At 70.3% G+C, this 23,053-nt stretch carries 22 protein-coding genes and 1 tRNA gene; 8 read left to right on the plus strand and 15 right to left on the minus strand.

Going from position 1 to position 23,053, the window contains the following annotated elements; translation table 11 throughout:
• From AX669_RS06225 to AX669_RS06235, 3 genes are all read left to right on the plus strand, one after another.
• Positions 1 to 1,292, plus strand: a 1,292-nt coding sequence (locus AX669_RS06225) for an amino acid permease (RefSeq protein ID WP_062257274.1), incomplete at its 5' end; no start/stop codon positions are given.
• Positions 1,293 to 1,387: 95 nt separating this feature from the next.
• Positions 1,388 to 2,482: an SPFH domain-containing protein gene (locus AX669_RS06230; protein WP_006946774.1), complete on the plus strand. Its 1,095-nt coding sequence runs from the start codon at positions 1,388 to 1,390 to the stop codon at positions 2,480 to 2,482.
• Between the two features lie 289 nt (positions 2,483 to 2,771).
• A complete protein-coding gene (locus AX669_RS06235) occupies positions 2,772 to 3,143 on the plus strand; it encodes a hypothetical protein (RefSeq protein WP_006946795.1) in 372 nt (123 codons plus the stop codon).
• A 208-nt stretch (positions 3,144 to 3,351) separates the two neighbouring features.
• On the opposite strand, the gene AX669_RS06240 is transcribed toward AX669_RS06235, so the two are convergent.
• From AX669_RS06240 to galU, 7 genes are all read right to left on the minus strand, one after another.
• A tRNA-Ala gene (locus AX669_RS06240) sits at positions 3,352 to 3,424 on the minus strand.
• A 262-nt stretch (positions 3,425 to 3,686) separates the two neighbouring features.
• A complete protein-coding gene (locus AX669_RS06245) occupies positions 3,687 to 4,694 on the minus strand; it encodes a hypothetical protein (protein WP_062257276.1) in 1,008 nt (335 codons plus the stop codon).
• 414 nt (positions 4,695 to 5,108) lie between these two features.
• Positions 5,109 to 5,783, minus strand: coding sequence for a GNAT family N-acetyltransferase (locus AX669_RS06250; protein ID WP_062257277.1), 675 nt, complete (start codon positions 5,781 to 5,783; stop codon positions 5,109 to 5,111).
• Positions 5,783 to 6,271, minus strand: a complete 489-nt coding sequence (locus tag AX669_RS06255) for a molybdenum cofactor biosynthesis protein B (protein WP_062257279.1) — start codon at positions 6,269 to 6,271, stop codon at positions 5,783 to 5,785. The genes AX669_RS06250 and AX669_RS06255 overlap by 1 nt, the downstream gene beginning before the upstream one ends.
• A complete protein-coding gene (gene moaC / locus AX669_RS06260; RefSeq protein WP_062257281.1) occupies positions 6,264 to 6,731 on the minus strand; it encodes a cyclic pyranopterin monophosphate synthase MoaC in 468 nt (155 codons plus the stop codon). The genes AX669_RS06255 and moaC overlap by 8 nt, the downstream gene beginning before the upstream one ends.
• 1 nt (position 6,732) lies before the next feature.
• Positions 6,733 to 8,022 carry a gephyrin-like molybdotransferase Glp gene (gene glp, locus AX669_RS06265; RefSeq protein WP_062257284.1) on the minus strand — a complete coding sequence of 430 codons (1,290 nt, stop codon included), beginning with the start codon at positions 8,020 to 8,022 and terminating at the stop codon, positions 6,733 to 6,735.
• 88 nt (positions 8,023 to 8,110) lie between these two features.
• Complete coding sequence (gene galU, locus AX669_RS06270) at positions 8,111 to 9,067, minus strand: UTP--glucose-1-phosphate uridylyltransferase GalU (protein ID WP_062257285.1); 957 nt, start codon at positions 9,065 to 9,067, stop codon at positions 8,111 to 8,113.
• Positions 9,068 to 9,085: 18 nt separating this feature from the next.
• Between galU and AX669_RS06275 the strand changes: the two genes are divergently transcribed.
• The 5 genes from AX669_RS06275 to AX669_RS06295 all read left to right on the plus strand — a co-directional run bounded on the left by AX669_RS06275 (position 9,086) and on the right by AX669_RS06295 (position 12,720).
• The gene (locus AX669_RS06275) at positions 9,086 to 9,724 is read left to right on the plus strand and encodes a 5-formyltetrahydrofolate cyclo-ligase (protein WP_062257287.1); all 639 of its coding nucleotides are present in this window, start codon (positions 9,086 to 9,088) and stop codon (positions 9,722 to 9,724) included.
• Between the two features lie 74 nt (positions 9,725 to 9,798).
• Positions 9,799 to 11,334 (plus strand): potassium/proton antiporter, encoded by a 1,536-nt coding sequence (locus AX669_RS06280; RefSeq protein WP_062257289.1) that lies wholly within the window; start codon positions 9,799 to 9,801, stop codon positions 11,332 to 11,334.
• 87 nt (positions 11,335 to 11,421) lie between these two features.
• Positions 11,422 to 11,658: an FmdB family zinc ribbon protein gene (locus tag AX669_RS06285; protein ID WP_040014333.1), complete on the plus strand. Its 237-nt coding sequence runs from the start codon at positions 11,422 to 11,424 to the stop codon at positions 11,656 to 11,658.
• A 94-nt stretch (positions 11,659 to 11,752) separates the two neighbouring features.
• Positions 11,753 to 12,238, plus strand: coding sequence for a hypothetical protein (locus AX669_RS06290; RefSeq protein WP_062257292.1), 486 nt, complete (start codon positions 11,753 to 11,755; stop codon positions 12,236 to 12,238).
• Between the two features lie 122 nt (positions 12,239 to 12,360).
• The gene (locus AX669_RS06295; protein WP_006945817.1) at positions 12,361 to 12,720 is read left to right on the plus strand and encodes an MscL family protein; all 360 of its coding nucleotides are present in this window, start codon (positions 12,361 to 12,363) and stop codon (positions 12,718 to 12,720) included.
• A gap of 112 nt (positions 12,721 to 12,832) precedes the next feature.
• Here AX669_RS06295 and AX669_RS06300 read toward each other — a convergent pair whose 3' ends face one another.
• The 8 genes from AX669_RS06300 to AX669_RS06335 form a co-directional block, all read right to left on the minus strand.
• A complete protein-coding gene (locus AX669_RS06300) occupies positions 12,833 to 13,084 on the minus strand; it encodes a hypothetical protein (RefSeq protein WP_139023612.1) in 252 nt (83 codons plus the stop codon).
• Positions 13,071 to 17,021: an AAA domain-containing protein gene (locus AX669_RS06305; RefSeq protein ID WP_156444943.1), complete on the minus strand. Its 3,951-nt coding sequence runs from the start codon at positions 17,019 to 17,021 to the stop codon at positions 13,071 to 13,073. The genes AX669_RS06300 and AX669_RS06305 overlap by 14 nt, the downstream gene beginning before the upstream one ends.
• A gap of 51 nt (positions 17,022 to 17,072) precedes the next feature.
• Entirely contained in the window at positions 17,073 to 18,866 is a 1,794-nt protein-coding gene (locus tag AX669_RS06310; protein ID WP_156444944.1) for a VWA domain-containing protein, read from the minus strand.
• A 34-nt stretch (positions 18,867 to 18,900) separates the two neighbouring features.
• Positions 18,901 to 19,443 carry an isochorismatase family protein gene (locus AX669_RS06315; protein ID WP_062257296.1) on the minus strand — a complete coding sequence of 181 codons (543 nt, stop codon included), beginning with the start codon at positions 19,441 to 19,443 and terminating at the stop codon, positions 18,901 to 18,903.
• Positions 19,440 to 21,002, minus strand: a complete 1,563-nt coding sequence (locus AX669_RS06320; RefSeq protein WP_062257298.1) for a cytosine permease — start codon at positions 21,000 to 21,002, stop codon at positions 19,440 to 19,442. Before AX669_RS06320 ends, AX669_RS06315 begins: the two co-directional genes overlap by 4 nt.
• Before the next feature lie 236 nt (positions 21,003 to 21,238).
• Positions 21,239 to 21,874, minus strand: a complete 636-nt coding sequence (locus AX669_RS06325; protein WP_062257300.1) for a hypothetical protein — start codon at positions 21,872 to 21,874, stop codon at positions 21,239 to 21,241.
• The gene (locus tag AX669_RS14200) at positions 21,871 to 22,218 is read right to left on the minus strand and encodes a hypothetical protein (RefSeq protein ID WP_062257301.1); all 348 of its coding nucleotides are present in this window, start codon (positions 22,216 to 22,218) and stop codon (positions 21,871 to 21,873) included. Before AX669_RS14200 ends, AX669_RS06325 begins: the two co-directional genes overlap by 4 nt.
• Positions 22,215 to 23,036: a histidine phosphatase family protein gene (locus AX669_RS06335; RefSeq protein WP_074046473.1), complete on the minus strand. Its 822-nt coding sequence runs from the start codon at positions 23,034 to 23,036 to the stop codon at positions 22,215 to 22,217. Before AX669_RS06335 ends, AX669_RS14200 begins: the two co-directional genes overlap by 4 nt.
• Positions 23,037 to 23,053 lie beyond the last annotated feature (17 nt).

Here is a 23,053-nt window from a genome sequence, read left to right on the forward strand (position 1 = left end):
CGGCGGCCGGTCTCGTCGTCGTCCTCGTCATGCGCATGCTCGGCGAGATGGCGACGGCCAACCCCGATTCCGGCTCGTTCTCCGTCTACGCCGACCGCGCGCTCGGCAAGTGGGCGGGCTTCTCCATCGGGTGGTTGTACTGGTGGTTCTGGGTGCTCGTCATCCCCGTGGAGGCGACGGCCGGCGCGAAGATCCTCTCGGGCTGGATCGACTGGCCCCAATGGGTGTTCGCTCTCATCATCACCGCGTTGCTGACGGTGACGAACCTGTTCTCCGTCGCCAACTACGGCGAGTTCGAGTTCTGGTTCGCGCTCATCAAGGTCATCGCCATCGTCGGGTTCATCGTCCTCGGTGTGCTCGCGATCCTCGGCATCCTTCCCGGCTCGCACGCCTCGGGGCTGCACGGATTCACCGACCACGGCTTCTTCGCCGACGGCTGGAGCGGCGTCCTCGCCGCCATGCTGACGACGATGTTCACGTTCATGGGCACCGAGATCGTGACGATCGCCGCGGCCGAGTCGAAGAACCCGGTCGAGGGCATCCGCAAGGCCGTCAACAGCGTCATCTGGCGCATCTCGCTGTTCTACCTCGGCTCGATCTTCGTGGTCATCGCATTGACGACGTGGAACTCCCCCTCGTTGCAGAAGAATGGCTCCTACCAGGAGGCGCTCAACAACATGGGTCTGGAGAATCTGGCGAGCGTGCTCGACTTCGTCATCCTGACCGCCGTCGCGAGCTGCCTCAACTCCGCGCTCTACACCGCGAGTCGCATGGCGTTCAGCCTCGGCCAGCGCGGCGACGCACCCAAGGCGTTCGCGCGCATCAACCGACGCGGCGTGCCGCAGGTCGCGATCCTCGTCTCCGTCGTCGTCGGCTTCGTCGCCGTGTTCGGCAACTACCTGCTGCCGGAGAAGATCTTCACGTACCTGCTGTCGACGTCGGGCGCCATCGCGCTCATCGTCTACCTCGTCATCGCCGCGACGCAGCTGCGCTCGCGCGCCGCGATGAACCGCGTCGGCGCACGCCCGGCCGTACGCATGTGGGCCTTCCCCGTCCTGACCTACGTGACGATGGCGTTCATCGTCTTCACGATCGTCGCGATGGCGCTGCGCGCCGACCAGCGCCTCAACCTGTGGCTGACGCTCGGCCTCACCGCAGTCGTCGTCGGCATCGGCATCGCTCGCTACGGCGCGAAGGGCGGCAGCGAGGAAGCGATCCTCGAAGCGGTCGAAGCATCGCCGCACGTCGACACCGAGACCAGCGACCTCGCACGTCACGAACGTCACCCGTGACGCGCGCCTGACCCGAAGCTCGCGCGACGCGCCGCCCACGACAATGTGGGCGGCGCGTCGGCATTCGGGCGTCATCGCGGCTCTACACTCACGCCATGGCCTCGACGATCTTCAGCGTGATCCTGCTTCTGCTCGCCCTCGTGGCCTTCCTCTACGGGCGCCACCTGCGCCGCGCGGGGCGGGAGCACGCCGTCTCGCACTCGCGGGGCGGGGCGGCCACGACCGGTCGTGCCCGCGCGGGTGATCTCGACGCATCGGATGACGGTGTAGCAGATGCCGACACCGACAACAGCGATGATCTCGACACCGGCGCCTCCCCCGCCCGCGTGTTCCTGCACGCCGCGCGTCCCGAGGCGCCGAGCACGCGGGCTCGCGCGCGTCTGGCCTACCTCGTCTCTGCGGCCTGCGCGACGCTCGCCGTCATCGTCCTCGCCGTCGCGAGTTCCGTCGTCGTGCCGACGAAGGAGATCGGTGTCGTGACGACGTTCGGCAAGCCGACGGGCAGCCTCAGCAATGGCTTCCACCTCAAGGCGCCGTGGCAGAAGGTGACGTACATGGACGCCGCGATCCAGACCGACAGCCACACCGCCGACGACAAGAGCTGCATCAACGTGCGCATCGCCCACCAGGCGACGGCGTGCGTCGACGCGTCCATCCGCTGGCGTATCCGCCCCGACGCCTCCGACGCGCTGTTCCAGAATTACCGCGAGTTCTCCAGCATCCGCTCGAGCCTCGTCGACCGGCAGCTCTCCTCGAGCCTCAACAAGGAGTTCGCGTCCTACGACGCCCTCGCCGTCGACGAGAAGGGCAACCCGACGACCCCGACGCTCGCGAAGCTCTCAGACGACGCGACGAAGGACATGCGCGACCAGATCGGCGACCAGATCGAGGTGCTGTCGGTGATCATCCCGGTCATCAAGCTCGACGACAACACGCAGTCGAAGGCCAACGCGCTGCTCGCCCAGGTCGCGCAGACGCGCATCGCCGAGCAGGGCGTCAAGACGGCCGAACAGCAGGCGAAGGCCAACGAAGCGCTCGCGAAGTCGGTGAGCAAGGACCCGAACGTCCTCGTCTCCAAGTGCCTCGACATGGTCGAGGGCGGCAAGGTGACGCTGCCCGCCGGCTTCTCGTGCTGGCCGTCCTCGGGCTCCGCCGTCGTCGTCCCCTCCACCGGCTCCTCGTCGAAGTAACCCCCGCCCCCCTGCGATTCTCGTCCCCCTTCGCGAATCTCGTCCACATCGGCGAACGGCGTCCCCCTTCGCGGATCTCGTCCACATCGGCGATTTTCGGCCGCATTCAACGGACGTTGTGGCGTTGCGGTCGGTGAGCGGCGTTTCAACGCGTCGGGCGGACTCGTTGTTACAGCGCGAAGCGTCACCCCTGACCGCGGACTCGCGCCGCACTGCACCGACCCACGCTTTCACCGATGAGGACGGGGGAAGCACGCAGCGCGCCGGGGCGGGCGAGTAGCCTGACACCATGCGTACCTGGGCCATCGCCACCGTCACACCCCTGCTCGTCCTGACCGCGTGCTCCGCCCAGACCCACCGCTTCGACACCGCGACGGAACTGCGCAGCGCAGCCGTCAACGCAGGCCTGCACTGCACCGGGTACAACCCGACGACGCCGCCAGCGGGCGCCTCCAGCTCAGGCGAATGCGTCGGCGGCACCCACGCCATCTTCGTCGTCTACGACGGCGAGAACGCAGCCAAGAAAGCCATCACCGACGCGACCGGCAAACTGACGGGCGACGACGCCATCCTCGCCGGCCCCAACTGGTACGTCATGAGCAGCACCTCAGCCCTCGACGGCATCAAGGACTCCATCGGAGGAGACATCAAGAGCAAGTAGGCGGCGGCTGAACCCGGACTTGAGACGCGCTTTGCGCGTCGGCGCCACAGGCGGGGCTCGGCACGCGCTTCGCGCGTCGGAGCCATGGGGACTTCGCCATCCTCGCTCCGCTGCGGCGGCTCCTCGAATCACAGTGTTCGACAGATGTGAATACAGACAGCCACCCGGACGGCAATCATGTCCGGGTGGCTGTCTGTATTCATCTCGGTGGAGCTATGGGGATTCGAACCCCAGACCTTCTCATTGCGAACGAGACGCGCTACCAACTGCGCCATAGCCCCGTGAAGCGAGAGATACGTTACCACCAAGCGGCGCACAGACCAACACGAGGCGCCCCAATCGGCCGTCACCCACCCTGCTCGCCGGGCCCGGCGACCCACGCACGGCTCCCTGCTCCTCCACTACCCCACCAGCAGAACGCTCCTTCGTGCCACCGAAAGCACACGTGCAACCCGTCACACCGGAAACGCACCCTCATACACACGAAGACGGCGGGCGCCCCGTGGGCACCCGCCGTCCGTCGTCAAAGCCTCGCGTGCGGCCTCAGCCGGCGCGGTAGACCTGCGGAAGCTCTTCGTAGTCCTCGTCGAGCGCCATGCCGTCGAACGGCAGATCCTCGACGGGCGTGTTCTCGTACCGCGCGGCGAGCGGGCGCGTATCAACCTCATCGACGGTCGCCGCCGGCTCGACAGGTTCGCGCTCGGCCTTCGCCTTCATCGTGTACGTCGGGCGCGGCACGTCGACGGGCGCCCATGCCGCAGCGTCGAACACCTCGGCCTGCGCACGCGCCACGGCGTCCACGTCAGGCTCGACGTCGACGGCCGGCTCGGCGTCGACGTCGCGCTCCGGCAGCTCGGCGACGAGCGGCGAACGCTTCGTCATGGACGCCGCGGTCTCGGCCGCCTCGACCTCGACGCGGGTGGCGCCCACAGTGGCGCTCGAACGCGCGGGCGACGCGGCGCGCGCCGGAGCTGAGACGCCCACCGGGCGCACCGTGGTCGACGCTGCCTTGGCCGTCCGCGCTGCGATCGCCGAGCGGCGCAGCCACACGACGACACCGGCCGTCGCCAGCAGGCCGAGCAACGGCAGCCACGCCGGCACGAGCGTCAGCAGAGCGAGCAGCGCCGTCACGACGAAGAAGCCGAACGATCCGAGCAGGGCAAACAGCTTGACCTTCGGCGATTCGAGCGCCGCCGGCACGCGGGCAAGGCCCTGCGCCGCGCCCTGCAGACGAGCGGGCACCCGCGTCGTCGTCACCTCGACACCCTCAGCGGTCGACGCGTGCGCGTCACCCTCGGGGGCGCAGGGCGTCACGCGCGAGGCACCCTTGACGCTGACCTGAGGGCGCAGGATCGTACGCGACGGCTCGTCGGCGCGCGCCGAGACGTCAGCCTGGATCGGGGTACGGCGTTCGAGCATCCTCATCGCCTCCGAGAATCGATCGACGGTGCGCGCGGTCGCGAGATCCTCGCGGCGGCGCACCCAGTGCTTGAGCATGTAGGCAGCCCACACGGCAATGATGACGAAGAAGATCAGGCTGCTGGCACTCACGCACACCAGGCTAGGGTGCGGCGGCTTGACAACGAGTGAGCCACGCCGCGCGTGTCGCGCAAAAAATCTTCACTGCGTGGGGTAACAATGCCCCGCCGCCGGCGGACGACGGGGGGCACAGACCGACGTCGGCGCCGATCGTCGGTGTGCACGGCGCCGTCAGCTCCGACGCGCGGATGGCGGAGCGTCGGCGAACGTGGACGAAAATCGCAGTTGTGGACATGAATCGCCGATGGATGCCGTTCGCCGATGTGGACGTGAATCGCAGTTGGGTACGGGCCACGTCGAGGTGGGTTTCGACGGCGCTGTTCAGCGGTTCGAGGGGGCAGACGGGTTCGGAGGTCCGAAAGGTCAGACGGGGTCGGGGGCCAGAGGGGGTCGGGGGTCCGCAGAGTCAGGCAGGCTCAAGGCGGGTCAGACGGGTTCGATGCGTCCGAGGCGCTGTGGCGAGTCGACAGTGTCAACAGTGTCGACGGAGCCCGATCGCTCGAAATTCTCCACACGCTGCACGAGCGTGCCGTCGACCTCGTGGCGCAGCAGTGCGAACGTGCGGTGGTCGCGCCACGCGCCGTCGATGTGGAGGAACTCGCGGCGCACGCCTTCGTCACGCCAGCCGAGTTTTTCGACGACGCGCAGCGAGTTGGCGTTGTCGGGGCGCACGTTGATCTCGAGGCGGTGCAACCGCTCCACACCGAACGCGTGGTCGGCGGCCATCGCGACGGCCATGGGCGTCAGGCCGTGCCCGGCGAAGCGTTCACCGATCCAGTAGCCGATCGTGCCGCCCTGCTGCGCCCCACGCACGATCGTGAAGATGTGCACCTGCCCGGCCAGGGCACCGTTCCACGTCATCGCCCACGGCAACAACCGACCCGCGCGTGCCTCAGCGTTCTGCTCCTTGACGGCCGCCTTGAAGCCCAGCGCCGGCTCGGGGTAGGGGTTCGTCGAATCCCAGGGGCCCGTCCACCGGCGGTTCGCGGCGCGCAGCGCACTCCACTCCTGCAGATCCCGACGGGGATGCAACGGACGCAACCCCAGCTCACCGCCGCGATAGCGCCGCCGCAGCGTGACGGGCCACGTGCCCGGACCCATCAGTGCGATCCTCCGCCGAGCTGCGCCATGACGTGCTCGAGGATGCCGTCGAGCACGTCGAGACCGTCGGCCACTCCCCCACGCGAGCCAGGCAGGTTGACGACGAACGCGCGCCCTGCGGCGCCGTCCGCGATGCCGGCGAGCCCACGCGAAAGGACGGCCGTCGCCACCCCTGCGGCCACACCCTTCGCACGCAACACCTCCTCGACGCCGCTGAGCTGCATCGTGAGGTACGGCCGCGTCTGCTCCGGCGTCGCGTCGCTCGGCGACACGCCCGTCCCGCCGGTCGTGACGACGACGCGGCACCCGAGCGCGAGCGCGTCACCGATCGCGTCGCCCACCGCCGGCCCGTCGGCGACGAGTCGCGCGTCGACCGTCCACCCCCGCTCACGTAGCCATGCCGCGATGACGGGCCCTGTCGCGTCGGTGTAGATCCCCTGCGCGGCCCGCGTCGAGCACGTGACGACGGCGGCGCGCCGTTCACTCATGCCAGTCACCGCTACGCCCACCCGACTTCGCCGTGACACGCACGTCAGTGATGCGCGCATGCTTGTCGACGACCTTGACCATGTCGATGAGCGCGAGCGCCGCCACGCTCACACAGGTCAGCGCTTCCATCTCGATACCGGTGCGATCGGCGGTGACGACCGTGGCGCGGATGTCGACGCCGTCGTCGGTGACGTCGAGGTCGACCTCGACACCGTGCACCGCGATCGGGTGGGCGAGCGGAATGAGGTCAGGGGTGCGCTTGGCGGCCTGCAACCCCGCGATGCGTGCGACGGCGAGGGCGTCACCCTTGGGCACGTCACCGTCACGCAGCGCCGCCACGGCGCGCTCGCTCAGCAGCACGCGCCCCGCCGCTGACGCCGAACGTCGCGTCACGGCCTTCGCCGCGACGTCGACCATGTGCGCGCTGCCGTCACCACGCACGTGGGTGAGGTCGCTCATGTCACTCCTTCTCGTCCGCCAAGTTCTCGTCGTAGGCGCCCGCCAGGGGCGCGTCGATCGGCCCGTCGAGCACGAGCACGTCGAGCATCTCACCCGTCTCGACCTGGCGGGCCTCTCGCGACACGCGCGCGAGCGCGTTGGCCCCGCCCAACTCACCGAGGTGATGCGATCCCTGGCGCGCATTGGCACGGATCGCCAGCTCGCCGTCAGCGCCGCGCACCGCGTGGACGCGCGCGTACTGGGCACGTCCACGCGGGCACGTCCACCCCGGGCCACGCACGACCCCGCGTCGCCACACGGGCGCCGGGCGCCCGCTCATGTGCGCGAGCGCGGGCGCGACGAACACCCAGAACGACACGAGCGTGCTCATCGGGTTGCCGGGCAGCGTGAACACCGGCACCCCTCGCTCGCCGAGCAGCCCGAAACCCTGCGGCTTGCCGGGCTGAATCGCGACCTTGTCGAACGTCACCTCGCCCGCCTCGATCAGCGCGGCCTTGACGACGTCATACGCCCCCGCGCTCACCCCACCCGTCGTGATGACGGCGTCAGCCGTCGCGACGGCACGCTCCAGCACCCGCGCCACCTCGCCGGCATCGTCACGTACGTGCGCGACCTCGCCGATTTCGGCTCCCACCGCAGCGACGAGCGCAGCGAGCATCGGCCCGTTCGAATCGTGGATCTGCCCATGTTGCAGCGCTTCTCCGGCCGGACGCAGCTCGTCCCCCGTCGACAGCACGACGACGCGCGGGCGCGGTGCCACCTCGATGTGATCCACTCCCGCCGAGGCGATGACGGCGACGTGTTGCGGTGCGATGATCGCCCCGGCGCGCAGCAGGACGTCGCCGATGCGCACGTCCTCGCCGCGTCGGCGGATGTGGCGCCCGTCCTCCACCTCGCCCGTGAACCGCACGCGCTCCAGCCCACCGTCGCTTTGCTCGACCGGCACCACCGTCGTCGTCCCCGACGGCACCGGCGCGCCCGTCATGATGCGCCAGGCCTCACCCGGCGCGCACGTCAGCTCCCGCGTGTCACCGGCGGGGATGTCGCCGACGACGGGTAGCTCGTCGTCCGCAGCGTCCTCGGTTCGCAGGGCGTACCCGTCCATCGCGGAATTCGTGAACCCCGGCAGGTCGACGCCGCTGCACACGTCAGCGGCGAGCGCCCGCCCGAGGACGTCACCGACCCAGCCGCCGTCGGCCAGCGCCACCCGCCGCGCAGGCAGCCGTGGAACGGCCGCGAGGATGCGCGCGAGGTGCTCGGCATCGGTGATGAGTTCGGGGGCGTGCGACATGCCCCCATTGTGCAACCCACCACCGACAACGCCCCGTTCGCAACCGGATTCGGTTGCGAACGGGGCGTCATCCTAATGCTGGATGGCGTCAGGCGCCGCGCTCGGTGCGCGTGCGCCCCTTGCCCTCGTCGGTCTCGACCCAGCCCTGCAGCCAGGAGCGGAAGTCGGAACCGAACTCGTTGTGACGCGTGCCGAGACGCACGACCGCCTTGAGGTAGTCGAGACGGTCGCCCGTGTCGTAGCGGCTGCCGCGGAAGACGACACCGATGACGCCGGCGCCCTCACCCGTCGCGCTCGCACGCTCGGCGAGCGCGTCCGTCAGCTGGATCTCGCCGCCGCGTCCCGGCTCCGTCTTCTCGAGCACCGCGAAGATCGACGGGTCGAGCACGTAGCGGCCGATGATCGCGAGGTTGCTCGGCGCCTCCCCCGCGGCTGGCTTCTCGACGAGACCGGTGACGCGCACGACGTCTTCGCCCTCACCGTCGATCGGCTCGACCGCGGCGCAGCCGTAGAGGTGGATCTGGTCGTCCGGCACCTCCATGAGCGCGATGACGGACCCGCCGTGGTTGGCCTGGACATCGATCATCTGCTCGAGCAGGTGGTCGTCCTCGTCGATGAGGTCGTCGCCGAGCAGGACGGCGAACGGCTCGTCGCCGACGTGGTTGCGCCCGACGAGCACGGCGTGGCCGAGGCCGCGCGGCTCGCCCTGGCGGATGAAGTGGACCTCACCGAGGTCGGCCGACTTCTGCACACGCTTGAGGCGCTTCTCGTCGCCCTTCTTCTCGAGGGCCCGCTCGAGCTCCCAGTGGCGGTCGAAGTGATCCTCGAGAGCAGCCTTGGAACGACCGGTGATCGTGAGGATGTCGGGAACCCCTGCGCGCACCGCCTCTTCGACGACGTACTGGATGGCCGGCTTGTCGACGACCGGCAGCATCTCCTTGGGGATGGCCTTCGTGGCAGGCAGGAAGCGCGTGCCGAGCCCGGCGGCCGGAATGACGGCCTTGCGCGCGCGACGGCGAGGAGCGGAGGACGGCGTTTCAGTCATGAGCCTAGGCTAGCCCTCATGACCGACAACGGGGCCCCGGATGCGCCGACCGGCGCGACACCTCCGCGCGACGTCGAGCCGACGCCCGACGAGCGCGAGCGCCTCGCCAAGCGCGATTTGCGCACACGACTTCGCGCCGCGCGTCGAGAGCGTCGTGATGCGACGAGCGCCGAGCAACGTCACGCCGACGGACTTGCGCTGCTGCATCACCTCGAACCGCTGCTGGCACGCGCCACATGCGTCACCTCGTTCGAGCCGCTGGCGAGCGAGTCGAACCTCGAACCGATCAACGCCGCGGTCAGGGCGCGCGGGCGCCTGCTCGTGCCGATCACGCTCGCCGATCTCGACCTGTCCTGGCGTGACGCCGCCACGGGCGACGACCTGGGCACGGGTGGCATCGCGGCCGCCGACCTCGTCATCGCGCCCGCGCTCGCGATCGGCCCGAACGGCGAACGCCTCGGCCAGGGCGGCGGCTGCTACGACCGCGCCCTGCCGCGCCGACGGCCGGGCACACCCGTCGTCGCCGTCGTCTTTCCCGACGAGCTGCTGACCGGCCCCGATGCGCCCCGCATCCCGGTCGAGGCGCATGACGAACGCGTCGACGCGGCCCTCACCGTGGACGGTCTCGTCCGCTTCGGCGTCGCCCTGGGATACTGAGGCACCGGCCCACGACGAGGCCGAGCCGACGCCGACGCACCCACCCGCTGACGCCGACCTGAGGAGGGGGCCCGATGATCGAAGCCGCCGCCGCCACCGGGTTCGACACCGCCGACCTGCCGCTGACGCTGCTGGTCGGCTCGCTCGTCCTGCTCGTCGCCGTCGCCGCCGTCCGCCTCGCCAACCGCTCGGGGCTGCCGACGCTGCTCATCTACCTCGCGATCGGCGTCGCTCTCGGTGAGGGCGGGCTCGGCATCGGCTTCGAGAACACGAACCTCACGCAGGTGCTCGGCTACTGCGCGCTCATCCTCATCCTCATCGAGGGCGGTCTGACGACGCAGTGGAGCAGCATCCGCGCGTCCGTCGCCCCGGCCCTGCTGCTGTCAACGCTCGGCGTGCTCGTCTCCGTCGCGGTCGTCGGTTCGGCGACGCACCTCCTGCTCGACTTCGACTGGAAGACGTCGCTGCTGCTCGGCGCCATCGTCTCCTCGACGGACGCCGCGGCCGTGTTCTCGGTGCTGCGCAAGGTGCCGCTGCCGCATCGCCTCGCTGGCGTGCTCGAGGCCGAGTCGGGCTTCAACGACGCGCCCGTCGTGCTGCTCGTCGTCGCCCTCGCGGACGAGGTGGTGCCCGGCGGCGAGCACCACGGCGTCCTCTCCCTCGCCGGGATGGCCGTGTTCGAACTCGCCGGTGGCGCGCTCGTCGGCCTCGCTGTCGGCTGGGTGCTCGGCGCCCTCTCGCAGCGCATCGCGCCCGGCTCGTCAGGTCTGTTCGCCATCGGCGTCGTCGCCGGGGGTGTCCTCGCCTATGCCGCGGCGTCCGTCGTCCACACGAGCGGCTTCATGGCGACCTACCTCGCGGCGCTCGTCCTCGGCAACATGCCGATCCCCCACCGTCAGGCCGTGCGCGGCTTCGGGCAGGCGATGGGGTGGCTCGCGCAGATCGGCCTGTTCGTCCTGCTCGGCCTGCTCGCCTCCCCCAGCCGCCTCATGGACCAGTTCGTGCCCGCCATGGTCGTCGGCTTCGTCCTGCTCCTGCTCGCCCGCCCCGCCTCGATCATCGCGTCGATGACGCCGTTCGGCTTCTCCTGGCGCGAGCAGGTGTTCCTGTCATGGGCAGGGCTTCGCGGCGCGGTGCCGGTCGTCCTCGCGACGGTGCCGCTCACCGCGGGCGCCGAGCAGATGCGCTGGATCTTCGACCTCGTCTTCGTCCTCGTCGTCGTCTTCACGTTCCTGCAGGCCCCGACGCTGCCGCTCGTCGCCCGCATGCTCGGCATCGGCAACGACGCGCACGCCGTCGAGCTCGAGGTCGAGAACACACCGCTGACGGAACTGCGCGCCGACATGCTGCACGTCAAGGTCGGCGAGCACTCGCAGCTCGTCGGCGTCATGCTGTACGAGCTGCGCCTACCGGTCGGCGCGAACGTCACCCTCGTCGTCAACGGCGATCGCAGCTACGTGCCCGGCGAGCGCAGCGTGCTGCGCGCCGGCGATCAACTGCTCGTCGTGACGAAGGAGACGGTGCGCGCGCGCACCCTCGCCCGCTTCCGCGAGGTGAGCGAGGGCGGACGCCTCGCCGGTTGGCGCATGCCCACCGCGCCCCGCGCATGAGCGACGCGCGCCTGCCTCACCCTGACGCTGCCTTACCATGACGCAGTCGAACCAGCGCCGCCCGCCGGCACGAGAGAAGGAATGACGATGCCCACCTACGCCTACGCGTGCAAGGAATGCGGCCACGGTTTCGAGGCGCGCCAGTCGTTCGACGACCCCGCTCTCACGACGTGCCCCGAGTGCGGCGGCCCGCTGCGCAAGGTGTTCAACAGCGTCGGCGTGACGTTCAAGGGGGCGGGTTTCTACCGCACCGACAGCCGTTCCTCCGGCACGAGCTCGAGTTCCGGTTCGAGCTCGAGCGGTTCGAGCAGCTCCGACGCCTGACGGCCATCCCCAGGTGTGACGGCCGGGCACCCTGATCCACAGCCTGCGGCGTGACGACGCGCGCCGTCGACGCGGTTCGCCCTAGCGTCGAGCCATGCCCTCACTGCGCACCCTCGACGTCGTCCACCGCCTCAACGCCCCGACGCGCGCGGCCGCGACGCGTCGCCGCCGGCTGCGCAAGGCCGCGGCCATCACCTGCCTGCTCGTCGGCGCGGCGCTCGCGGCACCGTCGGGCGGCGCCCCCGCTCCTGCGGCGTCCGCGGCCACGTCGGGCGCCTCGGCCGACGGCCCTGCACCGGCCGCTCTGCGGGGACGCCACATCGTGCGCATCACGGCGGTGGGGCCGAACCCACAGGATGCCGCCCGCGTCGACGTGTGGGACGCCTCCGGGACGCGGCTCGTCAGCTGCGCCCCGACCTACCCGGGTTCGTCTCGAGTTCCCGCTCGCGATGTGATGTCGAACACGTCGCCAAGCACGGTCTCGATCGCGCTGACCGATGCCGAGACCGTCCGCGTGGCCAAACATCTGGGAGACGCCGCGGATTCGGGAAGCGGCCTCCTCGTCACCGGCTGCCTGTGAGCGATGGCCTTATATCACGCACGACGACACGCCTGGCCGTTTTGATTTCCCGACTTTCCACCCATCTGGGTACTCTCATCACTGCACCTTCCACACAGCATTCCGAGCAGTTAGGAGAAGCCATGAAGGGCTTCAAGGACTTCATCATGCGCGGCAATCTCATCGAGCTTGCCGTCGCCTTCATCATGGCCGGCGCGTTCGCGAAGGTCGTCGAGGCCTTCGTCACGATCGTCATGGACCTGCTGGGCAAGCTCGGCGGCACGCCGGACTTCTCGTCCTACAAGCCGGGCGGCGTCCACGTCGGCGCGTTCCTCACGGTTCTCGTCAGCTTCCTCGTCCTCGCGTTCGTCGTGTACTTCGCGATGGTCAAGCCCTACGAGGCTGCCAAGGCCCGCTTCGCCAAGCCGGCTGACGCCGAGGACACCGAGCTGTCGCTGCTCGCCGAGATCCGCGACGAGCTGCGCGCCGGCCGCCGCCTCTGAGGCTCACCGAGCGCATGAGGCCTCTCGGTCTCTGACACGCACGAAGGGCGTGAACACCATGGTGTTCACGCCCTTCGTCATGTCCGCTCCGCCACTCCCCCGGAGCCCAGGCTCAACCCCAGTGCGGCGGACGCTGATCGAGGTACCACTGATCCTGAGCGCTGCGCGGCCCCGGCGCGTCGTCGTCACGGCTCCACCAGCGCGACCAGTCGGCGTCAGGCGTGGCCGACGCGGGCGCAGCGGCGCCGTCAGCGGCGACCTCACCGTCGCGGCTCGTGGCAACGCTCGTCTGCCCGTCCACCGTCCGCGTCGCAGGCGCCGACGCCCGGCGCGGACGGCGACGACGGGGCTCAGAATCGCTCATCGTTCTCCTCCGCGAGGAGGCGACCCACGAGCGCGACGATGCGGGAGCTATCGCGGGCCGGATCGCGGAACAGGTCGACGGTCCACACGCGATCATGGTGCCAGCCGAGCCGCGCCAGCGCCTCGGGGCGCAGCCGATCGCGTTCGCGGACACTGCCCATCGCGGCGTAGGCGTCACCGTCGCTCTCGACGGCGAGCAGCATGCGGCCGGGCTCCTTCGGATGCTCGACGGCCAGGTCGACGCGCATCCGCGAGTGCCCGTACCCGGTGTGCACGACGAGGCCCTCGGCGCGCAGGCGCCGCGCGAGGTCCTCGACGACGTACGGCACGGGCACGATGACGGCGTCCGCGCCGACGCGGCGCAGCGCCACCGACCCCGACGACGACGTGCGGCGCCGTCGCCCGGCGACGACGGTGACGAGTTCGTCACCGTCGAGCTCCGGCTCGCCCGCGCCGGTGTCGAGACGCTCATCGCACTCGGCGACGTAGAGCAGGAAGTCGCGCAGGAGCACCGCGCCACGCGAGCGCAGCGCGGCCGGGTCGACCTCGTCGCCGGTGAACGCGGAGACGACGTCCATCCGTCGGCGCGCGCGGGAGATGGCGACGTTGAGGCGACGCTCACCGCCGACGTGGTTGAGCGCCCCGAACCGGCGCACGAGAGCGCCCGTGGGGTACGGCGCGATGCCGAGGGAGAGGATGACGGCGTCGCGCTCGTCGCCCTGGACGCGTTCGAGGTTCTTGACGAAGAACGGCGCCTCCGGGTGGGCGGCGAGGAACGCGGCGAGCTCGCTGTCGACGCGTGCCTGCGCGGTGACGGCACGTTCGAGGCGGCGAGCATGCGTGAGGCCGAGGGTGATGACGCCCAGCGACTCGTGCGGGCGCTGCGCGGCGTGCTGACGCACGAGGTCGAGGACGGCCTCGACCTCGGCCTTGCCCTGATCCGGCGCCGCCTCGTCGGGGTACGGTTCGCGCACCTCGACGCGGTGAAGGCGCAGCACGTTCTCGACGTCGGCGCGCGGGAAGGTGATGAGTTCACCCTCGTAGACCGCTTCGTTGGAGAAGGCGATGAGACGCTCGTCGAGAGAGCGGTAGTGCCAGCGCAGGTGGCGCACGGGCAGCAGGCCGGCGAGCACGTCGAGCACGGATTCGCCCGTGTGCGCGGTGTCCTCCCCCGCCGAGGTGCGCTGGAAGAAGCTCGTCGGCGCGAGCTGCTGTGTGTCACCGGCGACGACGACCTGCACGCCACGCGAGATCGCCGAGATCGCCTCGGCGGGCGGGATCTGGCTCGCCTCGTCGAAGATGACGACGTCGAACCAGCGCCCCGGCGGCAGCGTCTGCGCGACGACGAGCGGGCTCATCGCCCAGCACGGCGCGAGCGCCGTCATGAGATCCGGCGCACCGGCGAAGGCCTGACGCAGCGCGTCGGCGCTGCCCGCGTGGTGACCGAAGACGAGAGCCGCCTCCATCGCCTCGACCTGCTCGGGCAGGTGCTGCGCGACGGCGTCGATGCGCCGGTAGGCGCGCTGACGCACGCGGTGCGGTGTCTCGTCGAGGTGACGGCGATCGGCTGCTGCGTAGCGCTGCGCGGCGGCGCGCAGGTCGTTGCCGCGGTGCTCCTCGTATGCCGGATCCTGACGGCGCACGCGCTCGAGCACGCTCGTCCACCAGATGAACTCCCACTCGGCGGGCACGGCGTCCTCGTTCACGCCCCGCGCCGCGAAGTCGTCGACGACCGGTCCGAGGCCGAGAGCGCGCAGGCGGTCGATCTGCGAGCCGGAGCGCGCCGCGACCTCGATACGGTCGGCGTCGGCGGCGAGGGTCTGGAGGCGTGCGGCGAGCTCGTCGAGGTCGAGCGTCACGAGGTTCGTCGCACCGCGCGTGCCCTCGAGACGCTGCCCGAGCCAGTCGAGTTCGTCGGTCAGGCGCGTGTGCGCGGCGCGCACCTGCTCCGTCATCGGCGGCACGCAGGGGCGCCCCTGCCCGCCGAACTCACGCCAGCGCGCCTGCTCGTCGGCGGCGCGCTGCAGCATGGCGTGCAGATCCTCGGGCGGACGCCCGGGACGCAGCGTCGCGCGGGCCTCCTTGAGCAGCCGGCGACGCTCCATCGCGCCCACCTGGTGCTCGGCGCCCTTGCGCTCGGTACGCGGCGCGCTCGCGACGACGCCCGCGTCGAGGTCGAGCGCGAACACGTCGGAGGTGAACACGTCGAGGGTCTTCGTCACGTGGCTCATGAGGTCGAGCACGTCCGAGGCCTGCGTCATCGTCGTCGGCACGGGCAACCCTGCCGCGTCCGCGAGGGCCGCGAGCGACGCACGGTGGCGGGCCAGTTCGCCGCCGGCCTCATCGGCCGAGCCGTCGTCGCCCGAGCCTCCGCCAACCGAGCCGTCATCGCCGGCCAGTCGCAGCACGAGGTCTCGAGCGCGTTCGCTGTGCTCGCTACCGCGCACGCGCGCGCCGAACCAGGCGTCGGGTTCGCCCTCGCCCTTCCACGCGCGATCCTGCGCGAGTCCGAGCAGCGTGCGTCCGGTCTCGTCGCGCGCCTCGGTGTCGAGACGGTTGAGCGGCTCGCCCTCGAGACGCACGCGTGAGCGCGGCGGGTGCGGCAGGGCGTTGAGTTCGGCGATGCGGCTCTGCGCGTCGTGCGCGCTGACGCCGAACGGGTCGCGCACGCGGTGCAGGGCGCGCACGTGCTCGATCAGGGTGACGCGCTCGGATTCGAGTTCGTCGATGACGCGCGGGTCCGGCCCATCCGCGCTCGGACCGTCGCCGTGCGGTGAGCGTAGGGCGTCACCGACGTGCGGGGCACCCGCTGCGGGCGCGGTGACGAGGCGTCGCGCGAGGGTGTCGACGAGGTCGGCGGGCGTGCCGGAACCGGCGTGCGCGTCGAGCATGAGGTCGCCGAGGCCGAGCGCCGACAGCCGTCCGATGACGGCGTCGATCGCGGCGCGCTTCTCCGCGACGAACAGCGCGCTCTTGCCGTGCGCGGTCAGGGTGGCGACGAGATTTGCGATCGTCTGGCTCTTGCCGGTGCCGGGTGGGCCCATGAGGACGAGGTGCTGTCCACCCATGACGGCGTCGATCGCCGCCTGCTGCGCCGAGTCGGCGTCGAGGACGAGAAACTCCTCGCGCGGGTCGGCGTCGAGCCCAGCGGCGGGCGCCTCGGCGCCGACGTCGAAGATCGACGCCTCGTCACCGGCCATCGCGGCGACGACGGGGTGCGTGTGCAGGCGCGGCGCCTGCTCTGCGACGTCGCGCACCATCGAAAGCTTCGCGTAGCTGAACGTCGAGACGACGAGGCGCTCGTCGATGCGGAACCCCGGGATCGACGCGCCCGCGCGGCGCATCATCGCGTACGTCGGGGCCGGGTCGAACCCGTGCGGGCCGGCCGACGACGCCGTCACGTACTCGTGGTCGATGTTGATGCCGCGTGAGGCGAAGTAGGTGGACAGCGCCGAGTTGAGTTCGACGGTGCGCGAGACCTCGAGGACGAGATCGTCACCGCCGCGGCCACCGAAGTGGATGTCGCACTGGCGCAACAGGATCGGCGCGGCCGGCACCGCGTCACCGCTCATCTGCCACGTCGCGCGGCCGAGGGCGAGGAAACAGCTGAGGATGCCGCGCTCCTCGAGCAGTTCGCGTGACAGGTCACGGATCGCGAGCGCCTTCTCGTACGCCTCGGCGTACGCGTGCTCCGAGCGCACGATCTGCGACAGCAGCACGCTACGTCCCGACAGCAGCTTCGCGACGCCCGCCGGGTGCGCCGTCGTGAGGTCGAGCTCGACGGAGTCGTCGGTGCGCTGCCACAGCAGCGAGTTGCGCCCGCCGAGGTCGACGAGGTGACGCTGCCACACCGCGGCGGCATCACGCACGGCCTGACGACGGTCTTCGTCCGCCGCGTTCATCGTCTCGTGCGCAGCGTTCACGTGTTCGTTCGTCACCACGGCAGGTTATCGGTGAAACCTGGCGTTCGTCGTCAGGCTCCCCGGCGCTCAGTAGTCGGAGCGTCGCAGGAACGCGTCGACGAACACGCCGGAGATCTGCTCGGGTGTCTTCGTCTGGTAGCTGAGGCCGTCAGTGGCCTTGGCGATGCGCTTGAGCGCGTCGGGATCGGTACCCGTGCCGAGCGAGATCGTCACGATCTTGACGGGCTTGTCGGCCGAGTACTGCGACTTGAGGCGCGCGAGGAGCTGATCGAGCGCGAGGCCGCCGTTGGGGTCGTCGTTCGTGCCGTCGGTGAGGACGACGACGGAGTTGACGTAGTTCGGGTCGTAGGTGTCGGTGACGCTCTTGTACGCCGCCGCGATCGTGTCGTACAGCGCCGTGTCGCCGTTCTTCGCTGCGAGGCCCGGCAGCGTGTGCGCCTTCGCGATGAGGCCGTTTCGGTAGGTGTCGTCGAGGATCGGCTGCTCACCGTTCGTCAGCGGCAGGTAGTCGACGTGGTTCTTCTGCAGGTCGGAGCTGAACGCCCAGGCCCCGAGGCGCGTGGTCTTCGGCAGCACGTCGAGCGCCGCGATGGCGGTGCTCTCCATCAGCTCGATGCGGCTCTGGCCGCCGTCGATCTTCGTCTGCATCGACCCGGAGACGTCGATGAGGACGAGCATCCGCGCGTCCTTCTTGAGGTTCGTCCAGGCCGTGTCGGCGCTGACGGTCGTCGCCTGCGATGCAGGCGCCATCATCGGCAGCAAGGCCGGTAGGACGCTGCCGCCCGCCGGAGCGTCACTGCCGCCGTTGCGGAAGCCCTGCTCGCTGCGGTAGGTCTTCTCCGCGGGGCTGAGCAACTGCTGCTTCAGCGCATCGAGGGCAGCGCTGTCGGCCTGGGTGCCGCGCACCGGCGTCACCCACTGATACTCGAGTTGTTTCGCGCCGCCCGTCGGCACCATCGGCGTCAGCGGCTTGTCGGGGTGGGCCTTGTTGAACGCGAGCATCTGCTGCTCGCTCACCGGGTAGATGCGCGCGCGGTCGGCGCCCTGCAGCGCGTTGCCGTCCATCGTCGCGGCCGTCGTCAGCGACCGCGACAGGCGCAGCACCGCGCGCATGAGGTCGGAGCGCGCGTCATTGGTGTTGGCCTGTTGATCTGCGGCGACGACGGTGAGCAGGCTCTCCGTCGCGACATCGGTGTCGATGAAACTGACGGGCAGCTTGTTGTCGAGCACGCTCAACCAACTGTTGGGTTTTTTCGCCGCGCTGCGCAGGCTCGCGGGCACGCCCATGACGACGGGGCTCGTCGCGATCGTGTCGCCCGTCGTCACCCAGCCGCTGCCGAGCTTCTTCTCGATGAGCTGCGTCCACGCGGGCGAGTCGCTGATCCACACCTGCGGTTCGCTCGGCGAACTCGTGATGATCGACTGGTACGTGTCGCCCGGGTTCTGCGAGTTGACGCTGTACGACGCGCATACGTCACCGCGCGCCTCGACCTGATCCGCCGCGTGACGAACGGCGTCGGCGATCGCCGCGGGAGCCGCGACCTGCACGACCGACTGCGCCGAGCAGTTCGTACGCCCCTCGCCGTGCGCGGCGACCACCTTCGTCGCCCCCGCTCCCGTGACGGCGACGACGCCGGCCAGCCCGGCGAGCGCCATCACCCGTCGACGGGTGGGGACGCTGGGCGTGGGCGTGTGATGTTCGGCCATGACGCCCCAATGTACCGGGGAGGTGGTGGCCCAGGCTGCCTTCTTCAGCAGTTCGACGCCTGCTGGGCGCGCGTCGTTGCCTTCGAGCTCGAAGGCCGCCGCGCGGGGCTGCTGCTCCCATCCGTCGAGCAGTACGCACCCTGTTGACGACACGACGTCAGGTCGAGACGCGTCGTCAGCACACGCTTCAGTGCACCGTGATCTGCGGCGCGAACAGTCGCATGAGGTCGAGGGCGCGCTCGTGGTTCGTGACGTCCGAGCCGGCGCAGGCCGAGGCGACGACGTGGACGCGCGCCCCGGCGTCAGCGGCAGCGAGTGCTGTCGCGACGACGCAGCAGTCGGTGGAGACACCCGCGAGCACGAGCGTCGGGGTGTCGCCTGTGAGTGCGCGCACCTGCTCGACCCACTTGCCGAACGTCGGTTCGTCGACATGGTGGGCGCCCGCCGCTATGTCGGCGACCTCGGGCACGAGGGCATACATCTCGTCGTCGCCCGGGCGGGCCGCGAACGGCCACACGGCGTAGTAATCCGCCCACGATCCTTGCGGCGGCAGCTGCGGCACGAAGCGCGTGACGATCGTGCGGCCGGTGTACCGCTCAGCCAATGCATGCATCGGCGTGAGCGCGGCGGAGAACATCGGCGAACCCCACTCGCTCGAGGACGAGGCGAACACCACCTGCGGGTCGATGATGACGAGCCACGCGTCGTCGGGAAGCCCGTCGGCGATCATGACGTCACCTTCCCGCGCCGGTCGTCCGAGCCCACAACGCCGCGTTCGGCGTCATCGTCGAGTTCCTGACGACGCACCCGCCCACGTCGCAGCAGCAGCGTCGCGACGAATGACAGCACGAGCGCGAGGAGCACGCCGATGTTGGAGTAGGCCCAGTCGCCGCTCCAACCGTCCGTCGTCTCGTGGCCGAGGCCGAGCGGGTCGAACAGGTAGCCCTGCCAGTTGTTCCACGACGCGTCCGCGGCGAAGCTGTTGACGACGAGCCCCCACCCGATGACGGAGGCGACGGCGAGGACGGCCAGTGACGTCCAGTCGAACGTGCCGTAGCGCCCGCGGGCGTCGAACAGCGCGGCCTCGTCGTAGTCGCGGCGCCGCAGCGCGATGTCGGCGATCATGATGCCCGCCCACGACGCGAGCGGCACGCCGAGGGTGATGAGGAACGACTGGAACGGGCCGAGGAAGTCCTGCGCGAAGAACACGACCCAGATCGTGCCGAGCGTCAGGATCGCACCGTCGACGAGCGCCGCCGCCGGCCGTGGGATGCGCACGCCGAGGCTGAGCAGCGTCAGGCCCGAGGAGTAGATGCCGAGAACCGCGCCCGACACGAGCGCGAGTACGGCCGCGACGAGGAACGGGATGAGGAACCACGTCGGCAGGATCGTCGCGAGCGTGCCGACGGGGTCGGCGGCGATGCCTTCCTCGAGCTTCGGATTCGATGCGGCGAGCAGCAGACCGTACGTCAGCAGCAGGGCGGGCGCGACGGCGCCGCCGAACGTGTTCCAGAAGACGATCGCGCCGCCCGAAGCGTCACGGCGCTGGTAGCGCGACCAGTCGGCGGCGATGTTGATCCAGCCGAGGCCGAACCCCGTCATCACCATGACGAGCGCGCCCGTCACCGCCTGCCATGAACCGGCGGGGACGGCCGTCACCGCGCTCCAGTGCACCTCGTCGAGGGTGAGGGCAACGTAGGCGAGGGTGGCGAGCCCCGTCAGCCAGGTGAGGATCGACTGCAGCTTCATGATGATGTGGTAGCCGGCGACGGAGGCGAGCACGATCATTGCGGCGACGACGACGGCGGCGACGATCTTCGTGGCCGTGCCACCGCCCCAGCCGAGCCGGTCGAAGATCGTGGACGTCGCGAGCACCGCCATGATCGACAGGAACGTCTCCCACCCGATCGACGTAAGCCACGAGATGACGCCCGGCACCTTCTGGCCGCGGACACCGAACGCGGCGCGCGACAGCACCATCGTCGGCGCGCTGCCCCGCTTGCCGGCGACGGCGATGAGCCCGCACAGCAGGAACGACAGGACGACGCCGACGACGCACACCGCGAGCGCCTGCGCGAAAGAGATGCCGAAGCCGAGGACGAACGAGGCGGTCGCCATGCCGAAGACGCTGACGTTGGCCGCGAACCATGGCCAGAACAGGTCGCGCGGGCGCGCCGTACGCTCCGATTCGTCGATGATCTCGATGCCCGTGGTCTCGACGGAGAGGCGACGGGATGCGGCCGCGGTGGCGGCCTGCCGCGACGCTGCGGCGTCAGCTGGTGTACTCATGCGCTCATCGTGGCAGGCGGACGACGCACGTGGGGCGTTTCGACCAGCCCTTTTGGTCACCATGACATGACGGGTGCTCGACCTGTCGCTCACGCGGCGGGTCGACGGTACGGTCTGGCACGCAAGGCCGCCGCCGCTGCGACTGCTGACGGGCGAGGACGATCGTGGCTGTGGCGGGCGCTTGCGCCGACCTCGCTGAGGCGATCGAAAGCGACGCGTCGGGCGAGCCCGCGCCCTCAGCCGAGCTCGTCGAACACACCCGGCTGTCGAGCGACGACGACGAGTGCCGCGGCGAGGGCGGCGCGCTCGTCAGGGGCGACGAGGTCGGCCAGGGCTGCGGCGTCGGTGGGTAACCCCGCCAGCCGGGCGCCCTTGACCGTCAGCGTGTCGGCGAAGGGTTCTCTCAGGTGCCACGTCGACTGCACCTCGCGCACGACGATGCCCGCGCCCGTCGGGCCGATGCCGTCGAACTCCTGCAGCAGCTTCACGATCCGTTTCGGGTCAGCGCCCGCTTCGTCGCGCAGACGCCGCAGGTCGTCGTCCCATCGCTCGCGGATCGTCTCGGCGTTCTTGCCGAGACGCGTCGACGTCGAGAAGTCGTAGCGCCGGTAGCCGCCGCGGCCGAGGGCGTCGACGCGTTGCTGCCACGACGTCGCACGGGTGCCCGACGGTGTCGTGCAGCCGATCGCGAACAGCTCGCGCGCGCTCGCAAGGGCCGCCTCGGCGCGGATGCGAGCCGACAGCAACTGTGCGACGACGAGCAGCTGCCACGGCGCCGCAGGTTCGTCGACGAGTCTCACACCGGCGCGTTCGGCGAACGTCTCACCGTGCGCGGCAACGAGTTTCGCGGCCAGGGCCCGGGCGTCAGTCACCGCAGGGTGGCGAGTGCCATGGGCAGGCGGGGCGGGATCTCACCGGCGAGGAAGCCGACGCGCCCGTGTTCGGCCGCGAGCACATCCCCGGCCGCAGCATGGACGTGCTTGCCCCACACGAGGCCCTGCGCGAGCCCGACGCGCAGTGCCGCCTGCCCGGACAGCATCGCCGCGCCAGGCGTCGATCGATCGCCGCCGATGACGAGGCGCTGGCCGCGGCTGTACTTCGTGCCGGTCGGCTCGGGCAGCGGCCAGCTGCGCAGCAGATTGGGCGTCACCGTCGTCGGCGACATGGCGTCACCGCCGCGTGCGACATCGGGGATCTCGGGGCGCTCGATGCTCATGCTGGCGTCTCATTCTCGCCGGCGTTCGACGCGCTGTCGTCGGACTCGCGCTTCTCGTCGCGCTGCGCCGAACCATGTGCGTCGATGTCGTCGGCCGCGCCCGGTTGATCGGTGACGGCGATGCCCGCGTCGCGCAAGTGTTCGTCGAGGTTGTAGTCGAGCAGGCGCCAGCCGGTCGGCGATTCGTCGTCGCTGACGAGGCGGCAGATCGCTGCGTTGCGCATTCCGTTCGTGCGGGCGCGCTCCATGACGGCGTCCTCGTCCATGCCCTCGGCGACGTAGCAGAACATGAGGTTGACGACGTCGTGCGCCGTGACGAGCACCGTCTTGCCCGCGGCGCGCAGACGCAGATCGGCCATGACGGCGCGGACGCGGCCGGCGACGTCGGCCCAGGATTCGCCGCCGGAGGGGCGGTAGTAGAACTTGCCGATCCATTCGCGACGCTTCGCCTCCTCGGGGTAGGCGTCGCGGATGCCGCGCCCGGTGAGCATGTCGGTGACACCCATGTCGCGGTCGCGCAGACGCTCGTCGACGAGGACGGGCAGTTCGAGCGACGCCTTGTCGAGCGCGATCTGGCCCGTCTGACGCGCGCGTCGATACGGGCTCGTCCACGTGACGTCCGGCTGATCGTCGGCGGGCTGTTTCGCGAGCCACGTGCCGACGGCGGCGGCTTGTCGGCGGCCGAGTTCGCTCAGTTCGATGTCGGGGTCGCGCACGGGCACGTCGATGCGCTCGAGGTCATCGCGCAGCGCCGCCTCCGCTGCCACGTTGCCCTCCGACTCGCCATGACGCACGAGAACGAGAGTTACCTGATCCACACCGTTGACGCTATGCC

The sequence above is a fragment of the Dermacoccus sp. CCH2-D9 genome (assembly GCF_001556795.1).
In the GTDB taxonomy this organism is placed as follows: Bacteria; Actinomycetota; Actinomycetes; order Actinomycetales; family Dermatophilaceae; genus Dermacoccus; species Dermacoccus nishinomiyaensis.

Excerpts from the sequence above, each read along its gene's own strand:
- AX669_RS06255 (WP_062257279.1), bottom strand. The coding sequence starts at position 6,271 with ATGAGTGAACGGCGCGCCGCCGTCGTCACGTGCTCGACGCGGGCCGCG.
- AX669_RS06230 (WP_006946774.1), top strand. The coding sequence starts at position 1,388 with ATGGCCTCGACGATCTTCAGCGTGATCCTGCTTCTGCTCGCCCTCGTG.
- AX669_RS06285 (WP_040014333.1), top strand. The coding sequence starts at position 11,422 with ATGCCCACCTACGCCTACGCGTGCAAGGAATGCGGCCACGGTTTCGAG.
- AX669_RS06280 (WP_062257289.1), top strand. The coding sequence starts at position 9,799 with ATGATCGAAGCCGCCGCCGCCACCGGGTTCGACACCGCCGACCTGCCG.
- AX669_RS14200 (WP_062257301.1), bottom strand. The coding sequence starts at position 22,218 with ATGAGCATCGAGCGCCCCGAGATCCCCGATGTCGCACGCGGCGGTGAC.
- AX669_RS06315 (WP_062257296.1), bottom strand. The coding sequence starts at position 19,443 with ATGATCGCCGACGGGCTTCCCGACGACGCGTGGCTCGTCATCATCGAC.
- AX669_RS06235 (WP_006946795.1), top strand. The coding sequence starts at position 2,772 with ATGCGTACCTGGGCCATCGCCACCGTCACACCCCTGCTCGTCCTGACC.
- AX669_RS06300 (WP_139023612.1), bottom strand. The coding sequence starts at position 13,084 with ATGAGCGATTCTGAGCCCCGTCGTCGCCGTCCGCGCCGGGCGTCGGCG.
- AX669_RS06290 (WP_062257292.1), top strand. The coding sequence starts at position 11,753 with ATGCCCTCACTGCGCACCCTCGACGTCGTCCACCGCCTCAACGCCCCG.
- moaC (WP_062257281.1), bottom strand. The coding sequence starts at position 6,731 with ATGAGCGACCTCACCCACGTGCGTGGTGACGGCAGCGCGCACATGGTC.
- AX669_RS06250 (WP_062257277.1), bottom strand. The coding sequence starts at position 5,783 with ATGGGTCCGGGCACGTGGCCCGTCACGCTGCGGCGGCGCTATCGCGGC.
- AX669_RS06320 (WP_062257298.1), bottom strand. The coding sequence starts at position 21,002 with ATGAGTACACCAGCTGACGCCGCAGCGTCGCGGCAGGCCGCCACCGCG.
- AX669_RS06275 (WP_062257287.1), top strand. The coding sequence starts at position 9,086 with ATGACCGACAACGGGGCCCCGGATGCGCCGACCGGCGCGACACCTCCG.
- glp (WP_062257284.1), bottom strand. The coding sequence starts at position 8,022 with ATGTCGCACGCCCCCGAACTCATCACCGATGCCGAGCACCTCGCGCGC.
- galU (WP_062257285.1), bottom strand. The coding sequence starts at position 9,067 with ATGACTGAAACGCCGTCCTCCGCTCCTCGCCGTCGCGCGCGCAAGGCC.
- AX669_RS06295 (WP_006945817.1), top strand. The coding sequence starts at position 12,361 with ATGAAGGGCTTCAAGGACTTCATCATGCGCGGCAATCTCATCGAGCTT.